Origin of the sequence: Succinimonas amylolytica DSM 2873, from assembly GCF_000378405.1 — a bacterium.
In the GTDB taxonomy this organism is placed as follows: Bacteria; Pseudomonadota; Gammaproteobacteria; order Enterobacterales; family Succinivibrionaceae; genus Succinimonas; species Succinimonas amylolytica.
Genome location: NZ_KB899636.1, coordinates 720822 through 733537, shown reverse-complemented (window position 1 = coordinate 733537; position 12716 = coordinate 720822). Strand labels below are relative to the sequence as shown.

At 46.9% G+C, this 12716-nt stretch carries 15 protein-coding genes; 7 read left to right on the top strand and 8 right to left on the bottom strand.

Annotated features, from left to right (window positions below):
• Positions 1-351 (top strand): IS66 family transposase (locus F557_RS18625; protein ID WP_019000824.1); only part of this gene is annotated, 351 nt, incomplete at its 5' end.
• Between the two features lie 224 nt (positions 352-575).
• On the opposite strand, the gene F557_RS0103235 is transcribed toward F557_RS18625, so the two are convergent.
• The 7 genes from F557_RS0103235 to F557_RS0103205 form a co-directional block, all read right to left on the bottom strand.
• Positions 576-956: an HNH endonuclease signature motif containing protein gene (locus F557_RS0103235; RefSeq protein ID WP_019000823.1), complete on the bottom strand. Its 381-nt coding sequence runs from the start codon at positions 954-956 to the stop codon at positions 576-578.
• A gap of 140 nt (positions 957-1096) precedes the next feature.
• The gene (locus tag F557_RS0103230) at positions 1097-1516 is read right to left on the bottom strand and encodes a hypothetical protein (RefSeq protein WP_019000822.1); all 420 of its coding nucleotides are present in this window, start codon (positions 1514-1516) and stop codon (positions 1097-1099) included.
• On the bottom strand, positions 1517-2866 hold the full coding sequence (locus tag F557_RS0103225; RefSeq protein ID WP_019000821.1) for a DEAD/DEAH box helicase: 1350 nt from the start codon (positions 2864-2866) through the stop codon (positions 1517-1519). It abuts the gene before it with no gap.
• On the bottom strand, positions 2850-3128 hold the full coding sequence (locus F557_RS0103220) for a VRR-NUC domain-containing protein (protein ID WP_019000820.1): 279 nt from the start codon (positions 3126-3128) through the stop codon (positions 2850-2852). The genes F557_RS0103225 and F557_RS0103220 overlap by 17 nt, the downstream gene beginning before the upstream one ends.
• Positions 3125-3685: a hypothetical protein gene (locus F557_RS0103215; RefSeq protein WP_019000819.1), complete on the bottom strand. Its 561-nt coding sequence runs from the start codon at positions 3683-3685 to the stop codon at positions 3125-3127. The genes F557_RS0103220 and F557_RS0103215 overlap by 4 nt, the downstream gene beginning before the upstream one ends.
• 291 nt (positions 3686-3976) lie before the next feature.
• The gene (locus tag F557_RS0103210; RefSeq protein WP_019000818.1) at positions 3977-6355 is read right to left on the bottom strand and encodes a virulence-associated E family protein; all 2379 of its coding nucleotides are present in this window, start codon (positions 6353-6355) and stop codon (positions 3977-3979) included.
• Positions 6356-6370: 15 nt separating this feature from the next.
• Positions 6371-6691: a hypothetical protein gene (locus F557_RS0103205; protein ID WP_019000817.1), complete on the bottom strand. Its 321-nt coding sequence runs from the start codon at positions 6689-6691 to the stop codon at positions 6371-6373.
• A 477-nt stretch (positions 6692-7168) separates the two neighbouring features.
• On the opposite strand from F557_RS0103205, the gene F557_RS23455 reads away from it, so the two are divergent.
• Positions 7169-7300, top strand: a complete 132-nt coding sequence (locus tag F557_RS23455; RefSeq protein WP_019000816.1) for a hypothetical protein — start codon at positions 7169-7171, stop codon at positions 7298-7300.
• 56 nt (positions 7301-7356) lie between these two features.
• Here the strand turns inward: F557_RS23455 and F557_RS0103195 are convergent, their stop codons facing one another.
• Positions 7357-9183, bottom strand: a complete 1827-nt coding sequence (locus F557_RS0103195; RefSeq protein ID WP_019000815.1) for an IS1634 family transposase — start codon at positions 9181-9183, stop codon at positions 7357-7359.
• 159 nt (positions 9184-9342) lie between these two features.
• Between F557_RS0103195 and F557_RS18620 the strand changes: the two genes are divergently transcribed.
• From F557_RS18620 to F557_RS0103160, 5 genes are all read left to right on the top strand, one after another.
• Positions 9343-9603, top strand: a complete 261-nt coding sequence (locus tag F557_RS18620) for a hypothetical protein (protein WP_019000814.1) — start codon at positions 9343-9345, stop codon at positions 9601-9603.
• Positions 9596-10735, top strand: a complete 1140-nt coding sequence (locus tag F557_RS0103185) for a DUF2800 domain-containing protein (RefSeq protein ID WP_019000813.1) — start codon at positions 9596-9598, stop codon at positions 10733-10735. The genes F557_RS18620 and F557_RS0103185 overlap by 8 nt, the downstream gene beginning before the upstream one ends.
• Before the next feature lies 1 nt (position 10736).
• A complete protein-coding gene (locus F557_RS0103180; RefSeq protein WP_019000812.1) occupies positions 10737-11306 on the top strand; it encodes a DUF2815 family protein in 570 nt (189 codons plus the stop codon).
• A gap of 406 nt (positions 11307-11712) precedes the next feature.
• Complete coding sequence (locus F557_RS0103165; protein WP_019000809.1) at positions 11713-12234, top strand: NUMOD4 motif-containing HNH endonuclease; 522 nt, start codon at positions 11713-11715, stop codon at positions 12232-12234.
• Complete coding sequence (locus F557_RS0103160; protein WP_019000808.1) at positions 12222-12656, top strand: hypothetical protein; 435 nt, start codon at positions 12222-12224, stop codon at positions 12654-12656. Before F557_RS0103165 ends, F557_RS0103160 begins: the two co-directional genes overlap by 13 nt.
• Positions 12657-12716 lie beyond the last annotated feature (60 nt).

The following is a 12716-nucleotide window of genomic DNA, read 5'->3' as shown; positions in this document are numbered from 1 at the left end:
AAAGCGGTCAAGTACTCTCACAATCAGTGGGAAAAATTCACCAGAATTCTGGAGGACGGCTCTATTCCTCTGGATAACTCGGCCGCCGAGAGAGCTATTCGTGACTTTGCAGTGCTGAGACATTCAATGCCCAGCGGATTTGGCTCTATTGAGGGAGCTAAGTCTACGGCTGTGTTTTCATCATTTCACGAAACCTGCAAAATCCATGGAGTTGACCTGGAAGATTACCTTGAATTTCTGTTCAGATATATGGGTATTCACAGAGACGAACTGAAAGATGAATCGCTGTCTGATGAAAGAAGAAATACTATTCTTGAGCAGGCAATGCCATGGAAATTTAAGAAGGCCTAAAGTGCTGACTTTAGACCTAATACAAAATCCTTATTGTTTGAAAAAATTACTGAGCGGAAAGTAGTCGGAATGCAGGCAACTCAATGGCTGAATGAAAACTGTCCGGGGTTATTACCGTTTTTGAAACTGCGTTTTTCTGCGTGGAGGCAAGGGGCCGAAGCTTTTTGATTAAAATTTCAGCGATTTTGACCGCCCCTGGGGGCCTAAAATCGGGATTAACATCGCTATTTGTGGTCGTAATCCTTTACTTTTCTGCTCCATCTGTCGCCGATTTCACCGTGAATTCGGGCATGACAGGCTTTACATACAGCCTTGAGGTTGCTTATATCGTGGGTTCCGCCCTGGGAGAGCGGTTTAATGTGGTGGACTGCCTCGGTTGGTGTATATCTTCCCTGCGAAAGGCAGACCTCGCAGAAAGGATGCTCGGCAGCGTAGGCTTTTCGAATGACTGTCCATGCCTTTCCGTAGCGTTTTCTTGCCTCCGGATCACGCTGATACTTCTCGTAGCGTCTTGCTTCAGCTTTGGCGTGTTCCTCACAGAACCTTCCGTCAGTAAGTTTCGGGCATCCCGGGAAGGAACACGGTCGTTTCGGTCTTCTTGGCATTTCGTTTTTCCAATAAAAAAGCCCTGCAACCAAAATGGTGGCAGAGCCTCAAATGAAAAAGCTCCGAGGTGGGATACCTCAGAGCCTTGATAGTTTTATTTCATTACTTCCGATTATAATAATAACCTAAGAGTAAACTCTCATTCCATCACATTTACTCTCACGTCTGAAATTTTTTTCAGTGCTTCGCCGTGAAGGCGGTGAATGTGCTGTTCAGAGTAGTTCATTTCCTCTGCGATTTTCTCCCACGGCTCACCAAGGACGTACCGTTTCACCAGCAGATCTTCATAGTCGTAGTTCTCAACCTTACTAATGGTTCTGGCAATGTCGCAGGTAACGTCAACAAGATCAGCCACTGCCTCACAGAGTTCTGACTGCAGATCCATAATCTTCTGGGTGCAGTCCTCAAGACGGTAGCTCGAAGTCGTGCTCTTCGGAGAATCCGAATAAGTTACGGTACACTTGTTCACTATACTCTTGTAGTGCTCAATCTGATCCGTGATGGTTTCAACCCTGCGTTCCAGATTGATGCCTCTTGATAAAAATTCCTTTGCGTTCATTTACACCTCCGCTTTAACCGCATCAATCAATGCGTTCTGAGTTAATTCCTTTTTCGACAATGCCTTAAGCACTCGCTCATCAATGGTTCCTTTGGCAATGATGTGCTGGATCACCACGGTTCCCGCCGTCTGTCCCTGTCGCCAGAGTCTCGCATTGGTCTGCTGATACAGCTCCAGCGACCAGGTAAGACCGAACCACACCAAAGTCGAACCACCGGACTGAAGGTTTAAGCCGTGCCCCGCTGACGCCGGGTGAATTAAAGCCACCGGGATCTTTCCGGCATTCCAGTCAGTGATGTCTTTTGAGGTCTTAATCTCCCGGACATCAAACCTCTTTCTGATCCTCTCAAGGTCGTGCTTAAACCAGTAAGCCACTAAGATGGGATTGCCGTTGGCTGATTCGATGATGTCCTCCAGGGCATCAAGTTTTCTGCTGTGGATCTCGATGATATTTTTCTCGTCATCGTAAATTGCACCGTTGGCAAGCTGACTCAGCTTATTGGTTAGTGCTGCGGCATTAGCTGCGGTAATCTCCCCGTCAGATACAGTCAGTACCAGCTCAGTCTTAAGACTTTCGTACTGCTTATGCTCATCCGGGGATAACATCACCTCATACTGTGAGCTAATAAGCTCCGGCATCTTCAGATGGTCAGTACACTTCATGGAGATGGTGATATCTGAAATGCGGCGGTAGATTTCCTCCTCGGCATAAGGTCTCGGTTTGTAGGAAAACACCTGCTGACCGTTCCTCTTGTCTGGCATAAAGAAAGCCTCTCTGTATCTCGTGATGAACTTTCCCAGGCGTTCTCCCATGTCCAGCAGTCTGAACTCAGACCACAGATCCATCAGACCGTTTGATGATGGAGTGCCGGTAAGACCTACAATACGCTTCACCTTAGGACGTACCTTCTGTAGGGCCTTAAAGCGTTTGGCACTATGATTCTTGAAGGATGACAGCTCATCAATAACCACCATGTCGTAGTCAAAGTCATTGTTCTCAACCAGCCATTCCACGTTCTCACGGTTGATGATGGTGATGTCGGCATTCCTGGCAAGAGCCGCTTTGCGTTCTGCCAGAGTTCCAACAGCCACTGAAAAAGTGAGGTGTTTGAGGTGCTCCCATTTGGAAAGCTCCAAAGGCCATGAGTCCCGTGCGACTCTTAAGGGGGCAATTATCAGAATCCTGTGAACCTCAAAAGAGTCAAACAGAAGGTCAGCTATTGCAGTGAGGGAAATAACGCTCTTGCCCATGCCGCAGTCTAAGAGAATGGCTGCACACGGATGCTCCTCGATAAAGTTCACGCTGAACTTCTGGTAGTCGTGAAGACTGGTTCTATCCGGCAAGTTCATCAAGTATTCCTCCTATCTGTTCAATTCCGTCAATCACATACACCCTGAAACCTAATCGCCTTAACATCTCATGCCGTGCCACCTGCAGTGCTCTCGGATGCATGCCGGGAGCTTTGAGTTCAGCAAAGGCACATACACCATGCGGCATCAGGATCAGCCTGTCAGGCATTCCCGCAAAGGAGGGAGACACGAACTTCGGTGCTATGCCACCTTTGGTCTTCACGGCAGTTGCCAGTTTCTGCTCGATAAATTTCTCGTTCACAGAATGTCCTCCATCGGATCTGCCAAATCGAATGCTGCATAGACGGCAGAATAAAAATTATCTATAGGCTGGCCTTTGTACCTAGAGGTTGTTTTCTCATCACACCTTACGTAGTACCTGTTTCCAGGGTAAACAGAGATCCATAATTTTTGTCCTTTGTGCGTTCTGGTGTAGAGGCGGAGAGCTTTTCGGGGGGTTGCCTCTTTCCATTTTCCGGCAACAAAATTCTTTCTGCGCTGACTGCGATTCTTCATCAGTCGTTCACGTTCCTTTGCCGCAAGAACATCTCCCTCCATAATGCCAGCACAGATACAGCCGACGCGAACCTCCTCGAAGTAAAGCGGATGATCCATTACGTGAACAAACCGGACTTTATGGCAGTCGCAGAGATCGCACTTCGCAAAAGTAGGAGGTGTGTCCTCATCATCGCCTTCGCACATATCGATTAAATCAACGCAACGCCAGTCCTCCAGCGGTGCTCCCCATTCCTTTAAGCGTCTCAGACATTTAGCCAGATAGGCTTCACTGAGTTCTGATTCATTAAGATTGTTTTCCATCTCATCCTTCCTGAAATGGACAGTGGCTCAATCTGGACTCGGTAGCCATTAATACTCTATATACGTGTATTAATGCCCGTGATCCTCTTATACCTTCAACTTCAAATAATTAATGGGTAGAAGTTGTCCTGTCCGTACCATTAAGTAATCTAACCGTGGACAGTGGCTCAAAAAGGACATAGGTTTCATTAGAGCTATATACGTGTGTATTAATGCCTATGATCCTTTTATACCTATAATCTCAACTAATTAATAGGTAGAGATTGTCCTGTCCGTTCCATCTAACAGGCATTAACCTGCAAACTCATAAACCCTCTGTCTGCCGTAGAGAGGCTGTGACACTCTGCGACCGGAACGTTTCCAGCCATCGATCTGCATCATCAGAGCCGCTATCGCGAAAGAGTCGGAAGGCTTCATGTCTGCCAGGTTTTTACCAAAACATTCACACCAGATTTCAGCGTTGCTGACAGTCTTTCTCGGCTCAGTTACCGTATTCGCGGTAAGCTCATCGCCATCGAGGTAACTGCGTCGCTGGTACAAATCCATGGTTGCCCAGTTTGTCGGCAGAGGTTTTGCCAGATACTGCTCAACCATGCCCTGACGTTCATCAACCTCCATGGCACCGATTTGCGCCTCCTCGGCATCCTGCAGAACGTCATCAGGAAGGTTTAAATCCTCACCCTGCTCGTGGTAGTATTTGGCTTCCGCCCAGATCTGATCTCGAAGTTCCGGTGTTATTTCCCATCTGACCTTCTGTTCAGTCTGCCGGCATTTCACCACCCAGAACCTGCGGTTACCCGTGATATCTCGCAGATAGCCGTTTTCGCCGTTAACCGTGGCCACCATGATGCATTGTCTCGGATGACTTTCGACCACTCTGCCGTAACTCGGACGGTACTTATCATCGGTGGTGGTAATGAACGATTTCACACGTTCGATTTCAGCCCTTTTCATTCCGGCAAGCTCACCGATTTCAACAATCCAGAATCCCTGCAGTTTCTCTGCTCCGGCTTTATCTTCCATGTCGGTAAGAGAGAGAGCATCTGAGAAGTATTCAATGCCTGCCATTACCTTCCAGACGGTGCTTTTGCCGATCCCCTGAATGCCATCCAGCGTTAGAATGTGGTCAAACTTGGTGCCTGGCCGGTAAATGCGGGCAACCGCCGCCACGAAGGTTTTTCGGGAAACAAGCCTTACATACCGCGTGTCATCAGCCATAAATCTCTCGATAAAGAAAGTTTCCAGCCGGGGCTTTTTATCCCAGGGGTCAAGGCTGTCCAGATAGTTGCGTACCGGATGGAATCTGCGATTATCCGCAATGCCGGTAAAGACCACATCATGATTCCGGCTGGAAAACGGCAGGTAGTTGATATCAAGCCAGGCTTTAAGATGTGCCGTATCGGCATCGCGCCAGAACTTCATATTGTCAGGACGACTCCACGGCAGTTTACCGGTAACCTGAACGGCATTTGCCATCTCGTTAAAGCCGAAATTCGCCAGACGTTTATCGTTGGTCATAATGAGAGCAAGGTTATAAACGCTGTTCTCAAGGAGTTTGCTGCGGGCCATGTACTTGAGTTTTTCCTGCCATCTGTCATCACCGGCATCATCCTGAGATGGATCAGAGGCAAAATCAGTTCTGGCCTCTGCCTGCCGTTCCTCCAGCAGCAGACGCTTAACCCGTGGACAGGTATTGGCAAACTCCATCATTGCCCTATAGGACGGGAGCTGATTTGCCTGAGTGTCATCAGGTACATCCAAATCGAGTTCTCTGAATTTATGTACCCGGTACAGATCAAAAGAATTCAGCTGCTGCCGGCATGCCGGATCTGAGGTGTGATGCGAATAAAGGAACTTGTCATCGTAGGCAACAGCACCTGCTGCGCTGTCTGCTGGAATGTATGAGTAGCGGTTGGGCTCTGCAGTCTCAGCATAGATGTCAGACATCAGTTCCGGAATGAGCACTGAGATGGGATAGGCGCGGCAGAAAGCACCGATGAGACCGGTCTTTGTAAACGGATCAGCCTGCTGACTTTTGCCGTGATCTTTTATGGCACCCTCCCTGGAAGACACCGGCCATGTTGATGTATCATGCCAGTCATCGTATTTTGCAAGATACTCATCGGGATCGAGGTCGGTACCGTCCTTCTCTCTGAAGAAGTATTCGCCGTTGATGGAGGTTGACGGCCAGTACATAAGGCGGTTGGCTTCATAGGTGCTGTCGTCGAACATATCAATGCCGATTTCCTTTGCCACCATTCTGGCTATGGCCGGATATTCCTCCTCCGATACCTCACGGGTAAATACGATAATAAGGCGCAGTCTCGGATGCTCCGGGGTGTGCTTATGAGTGGAATAGCAGAAACATCTGTAAGGTAGCTTGCTTAGAATGTTCTCCCACACCTGCGGACCGCAATAGTCAAGATCTAGAACCAGCATAGAACGGCACAGAACACAGCCTTTCTTGCGTATTCCCTTTTTCAGATGACCGCCGACAAAGCCACCGACATCCTTGATGTCAGCCTGCTGAGCTTTAGTCATCTTGCGATAGGCCTCAATAGTTTCTGGCGTTCTTTTGGTGTTCCTGAGAAGTTCTCCCAGCTTATCCCACGAAATTTCGCCGTTAGTCCATTTCACGGTCTTCCGGCTGTTAGAAAAAGCATATTTCATCAGTCAAAATTCTCCTTAGTCATTAACCATAAGACACTGATCATGGATGGCATCACAGGCAAAGTTGAGAGCCTTCCTGACTGCCTCAACCCCATCATCACCGCTGGCGGCAATTTCAAAGCCGACCACCTTTTTCTTTTCGTTGATTACCGGAAGAAAGCAGAAATCACCGCCAAGGCTTTCAAGCGAAACATAGGCTCTGCCCCCTCTGCGACGTTCTTTTCCTCCCTTAAATCCTGTGGTTCCCGCCTCAATGCGAAGTCCGGTTGTCTTACGTTCAAAGGTCTTAAACAAGACCCCGTTTATACACGCCTGTTTTTCTTTAACTGCGTACATTCAAGTTCTCCTGATAGTCATTAAAAAAAATCCTCGAGGGTGGCTTTTCCGCCCTCTCAATCTCTAATGCCCAGAAGTACCCCGCTTTTACAAAAAATCTTTAAAAAATTTCCGACAGTCTTCTTCCTCTATTTCCAGGCATAAAAAGATGTTTGTAAAAACCACCGGGTTTTGGGCATTAGGCAGTGAAGGCGCAGAAAACCGATGCTGAAAAAAAAGTTAAAAATTTTTTGTAAAAGCCTCTCGGTTCTGGGCATTAGGTAGTGAAAGCACAGAAAACCGATGCTGAAAAAAAAGTTAAAAATTTTTTGTAAAAGCCTCTCGGTTCTGGGCATTAGGTAGTGAAGGCGCAGAAAACCGCTGCTGAAAAAAAAGTTAAAAATTTTTTGTAAAAGCAATCCGGTTCTGGGCATTAGGTAGTGAGGGCACTTAAAAACCGCCCCGCTGAAATTGAAACAAACTTATGAGGTCAATCCCATGAAAAAGAAAGACATTACTGTTCTTATCGATGGATTCCGCAGGCTGAGCGCGGATGCCGCTGAAATAGCTGAACTGCTTTCAGGCACGGAAACCACTTCTAAACGTAAATTTTCCCAAAAATCCTACTAAAACCCTCAATCCAGACCAGAAGCAAAAGTCCTTTTTAGCTTGTCAAAATTGTGGGCTTATTCCTCTTTGTCAGCAGTAACAGATGTTGTCCCGCTGACGGAGGAATTGTCAGCTTTTGACTGTCCGCTCTTTGACTTTTTTTCCTTTGTGTTAGCTTTAGGGAATTTGTGGAACGGGTTCGGTTCTTTACTGGAAATTCTCTTATTTTCAGCCTCGGCTATACGATCCAGATCTGCAGGGAGAACACCGCATTCCTTAAGGAACTCTTTTTGTTTCTTACTTTCGGTATGAGAGACAAAATACCGGTCGCTTTGATTGAGCCCCATCGTAATGTAGTTGATTTCCTTTGCTATTTTATTGGTAGGAAGTCCCGCCTTTTTTGCAGCTTTCAGCAGTTCATTTCGAATCACAGAGGCGATGAAACCAATGGAAATCTTGGTTTTTATCCCTGTTTCACTGTGTACTCCGGTCTTGCCGTAACCAAGCTGAGTTTTAACTATCGCAAAATCAGCTTCAACAGAGCTTCGCATGGTGTAAATTTCATTGGCTCTTCCGGCGCTCATCTTTTCGGAAGTTGCAAGAGAACTGAATCCTTTTTGATCGCCGCAGATCTGTACTTTTTCCATATTTATCAGGACTGTTTTCCTGCCTTCATTTTGCTGGATTTCCATGCTTTTTTCAAATTCCTTCGGAACTTTGGCATCTTCTCCTGAATTCAGTCTGTTCTGCAAATCCACCGCAGCATTAGAGACCTTTTTAAACCAGTTCTGCTGGCGCTCCTCACCGTTCTGTCCGTCAAAAATCAGGGAAACATAAGCCTTATACTTATGCTGCTTAAACAGCTTAACCTTATCCTCTGATGATATCCCATAGTAAACATTGTCATTACTGCTGAAGACTCTGACATTGTCTGTTTTTCCGCTGTTATCATATCTGTCCAGCATGAACTCGAATTGCCTGCTGATTTTGGATGCATATTCGGCAAGCATTGTCTTATGAGCGTTTGTATCTCCCTTGAGCATGGCAACATATTGAAGTTCATTGCTGTCAAGCATCTCAAGAACATCTTTGGTTGCAAAACCCCGGTCAACCACCACCCCTTTGACATTCATCTCATATGCTTTCAGCCATCCGATCATTTTCATAACGGCTTTGCTGTCAACTCGGCTGCCCCGGTAAACATCAAAGCTTATCGGGGTTCCGTCACTGCTGTCAACAGCATAAAGATAACTAACGACCGGAACATCCTTTTTGGATTTTGCGTACCCCCGCTCAGCAATATCGGCATCTGCGGCGCAATCGTTATTTGAGCCGTCAATTGCCAGCCAGACATTCTTTATCCCGCGTTTTTTGCAGGCTCCTGCCCATTCTGTCTTGAACCTTTCCAGCCTTTCAATATTCTCATCCTGATTAAAAAACGAAGATAAATCCTTTCCGGATTTGAGATTGCGGGAGAACAGCAGCTGTTCAGACATGGCTGTTCTGAAGTGATCGGAAACAGCTGAATGATGGAGTATGGAATACATGCAAAAATCAAGAATCAGGTTTGCCGACTCAATTCCCATGGTTTCGTGCAGGCACCGGTACATGGAGTTCTTTTCCAGAAGAGCCAGGACAACGGCATACATCCCCATCCTCTTTATGGATTTCAGCTGCGGTTCTCCCGCCGCCTGCTGAAAAGCTTCAGGATATCTCATGCGGAAATTATGGTTGGGGTACATCCTTGTCTTGTCAATTGCCCTGCCGATAATTACATGGCTTACCCGATTATATTTCACAGCAGGATCATATTCGTTCCTGTCCTTTACAAATACACTTTGATCCTTTTTCTCGATATAGCTTTTAGATGGAATGTCAACAACAATATTCCGGTAAATTGGCATACCCTGATCCCCTTACTGACACCTCAAATTCCTTTAGTAGGAATTCTACTAAAATTATATGTCAATTTTCGGGGGGAGTAAAGAATAAATTGATCTTCACAAACGCTTATGTGACAATGAATTCATTAATTTTTTTGGGTGGGAATTTTAGTAGGAATTTTGGGAAAATTTACGTCTAAAAAGACAGCTGAAGTTCAGGCTGAACCCGAAACTCCGGCTCCCGCTGCCGAGGAAACTCCGGCCAAGGTTTACACCTTCGAGGAAGTACGAGGCATTCTCTCCGACAAGGCCAGATCCGGTTTCAGAGCCGAGGTTAAGGCACTGCTCACCTCTCATGGAGTAAAGCAGTTATCCGACATCACCGATCCTGCTGTATTTGCCGAGCTGGTAGCTGAAGCGGAGGTACTGGGTAATGGCTAAACACGCTTATCTGTCAGCGTCAGCCAGTCACCGCTGGTTAGCCTGTCCCCCAAGTGCAAAGCTCTGCGCTGAACTTGAAGATCAGTCTAGCCCGTATGCACAGCAGGGAACAGACGCTCACGAACTCTGTGAGTATCTGGTGACTAAGGCTCTTGGACGCGATGCAAGTGATCCGACTCCGAACCTTTCCTTCTATGACGCTGAAATGCAGGAGGCTGCCGATGGCTACTGCAGCTTTGTCATGGAACAGGTTGCAGCCGCGAAGGAACACTGTTCAGATCCGCTGGTATGCGTTGAGCAGAGACTCGACTTCTCCAAGTGGGTAAAGGATGGATTCGGAACCGGAGACTGCGTGATTGTGGCTGATGATCTGCTGCACATCATCGACTTGAAATACGGTGTCGGTGTTCTTGTAACGGCATCCGGAGAAGACGGTACCGGGAACAGCCAGCTTAAATGCTATGCCCTTGGTGCTCTTGATACCTTCGGTGCTCTTTACGACATCAGAAGAATCAAACTCAGCATCTATCAGCCAAGACGCGGCAATGTGGACACCTTCGAGTTATCCACAGAGGAACTGCTGAAATGGGCGGATGAGGTTTTAAAGCCAACGGCTGAACTGGCATCTGCCGGTAAGGGTGAGTTCCATGCCGGTGACCACTGTCAGTTCTGCAAGCTGAAGGCTACCTGCAGAGCCCGTGCGGCATACAGTCTGGAGCTGGCAAAGTATGACTTCATTGAGGCTCCAAGTCTGAATACCGATGAAATTGCGGCAATTCTGCCACAGGTGGACTCTCTGGTCTCCTGGGCGGATGACATCAAGGCATACGCTTTGGAACAGGCTCTTTCCGGTGTCCGCTATCCGCACTTCAAGGTTGTGGAAGGGAGAAGTATTCGCAAATACACCGACGAAAATGAGGTGGCAAAGGTTGTACAGAATGCCGGGTACGATCCGTTTGAGAAAAAGCTCCTGGGAATCACATCGATGACCAGGCAGTTAGGCAAAAAGAAGTTCGAAGAACTGTTGAGTGGGCTTGTTATAAAGCCCGTTGGTAAACCTGTGCTTGTTTCAGACACGGATCCCCGTCCTGAATTCAACACTGCTAAATCTGATTTTATAGAGGAAAACTAAGATGACAAAAAGTCCTACTAAAGTAATTACCGGTCCTAAGACCATCTTCTCTTATCTTAACGTTAACGAGCCTAAGGTTCCTATGGGCGGCGGCACTCCGAAGTACAGCGTTTCGCTGATCATTCCGAAGTCCGACACCGTGACCGTAAACAAGATCAAGGCCGCCATCAAGGCTGCCTATGATGAAGGTCAGTCCAAGCTCAAGGGCAACTCCAAGTTCGTTCCGGATCTTGATGCTATTAAGACTCCGCTTCGCGACGGTGACAAGGATCGTAAAGGCGATGCAGCCTATGCCAACTCCTACTTTGTGAACGCCAACAGCACCACCAAGCCTGGTGTGGTTGACGCAGATCGACAGGACATCATCGATACCTCCGAGCTTTACTCTGGTATCGTCGGCAGAGCGTCCATCAACTTTTACGCCTATAACTCCAACGGCAACAAGGGTATCGCCTGCGGTCTCAACAATCTGCAGAAACTCGCTGATGGTACTCCTCTTGGCGGCCACAGTCGTGCCGAGGATGACTTCGCAGATCTTGATGACGAAGACGATGAAGATTTCTTAGGTTAATCCGGTAATTTCTGACAATTCGGGCGGTGGGCATGCCTGCCGCCTTTAAGACAATGAGGTGAAAAAAATGAATAATTCTATGGAACTCTGGCAGGTTGCCGGACTGTATATTGTGTTCATTTCGTTCTTTGCACTTGGTGCGGGACTAGCCCATCTGGTGGCTACAGCAATCAGGAAGTTCAGAGGTAAACGATATGGAGGTACGGATAGATGGAATGCGGACTGACACCTGATGAAATCTGGTTCATGAAGTTTGCCTTCGGATTTGTTATCGGAAGCGTGCTCGGCATCATCGCCGGTAATCTGGTTGAGCTAGTGAAATATCTGTTAAACAAACGTTTACTCCGTAAATAACTGTATCAAGGGCGACGGTTTATCTGCCGCCCTTTTTTAATGAGGATTTGATATGGAAAAGGAAATATGGAAAGACATCCCCGGATACGAGGGAAAATACCAGGCGAGTAATCTCGGTAATGTGAAGAGCCTAAGTAGGATTATTCATAGTGCAAATCAGAGTGGCCCGATAACCTTTCAAACAAAAGAGCAACTCTTGTCCCCTGGAGTACGTGATAAAGGTGGACATCTTTCGGTAGTTCTTCATAACCCGCGAAAAACATATCTCGTTCACCAGCTAGTGATGTTAGCGTTTGTTGGGCTTCCGCCTCTCGGAAAAGTCGTATGCCACAATAATGGCGATGCCACCGACAATAGACTCGAGAATCTGAGATACGATACACAAACCGAGAACGTACTAGATGTTCTGCATTCTGGGCGTGCATGGAAAAAATTAACTGAAGATGATGTACAAGCGATTCGATTTGGTGCCTGGTGCGGTATCACAACCAGAGAACTTGGTCTCATGTTTGATGTAGCTCATCAGACGATAAGCAAAGTATTAACAGGGAGGACCTTTTCATGGCTGAAATAAAAACACTTTCAATCGATCTTGAAACACGGAGCAGTATCGATCTTGGAAAATGTGGGGTTTATAAATACGCCTCATCACCAGATTTTGACATTCTACTATTTGGTGTCTCTGTCAACGGAGGTCCTGTCGAGGTATACGACCTTGCTTGCGGAGATACAGTGCCAAGAGAGATCCTTACGGCATTAACTGATGAGCGAGTAACGAAATGGGCATACAACTGTAATTTTGAGAGGGTCTGTTTGTCTGTGTGGGTGCGCCGTAATTACCCTCAATACTTTCGCTCTTATGGGATTGATGTCGATTCTGTGCAAAATTACTTTGATCCGTATTCTTGGAAATGTGCTTTAGTGTGGGCTGCATACAATGGGCTTCCGCTTTCTTTAGAGAACCTTTGTTCCGCAACTGATCCCTGTAATTCTTAAGATTCAATGAGCGATACGTTCAATTCACATAAGTCTTGAACGTTTTTTTTACCTTTGAAA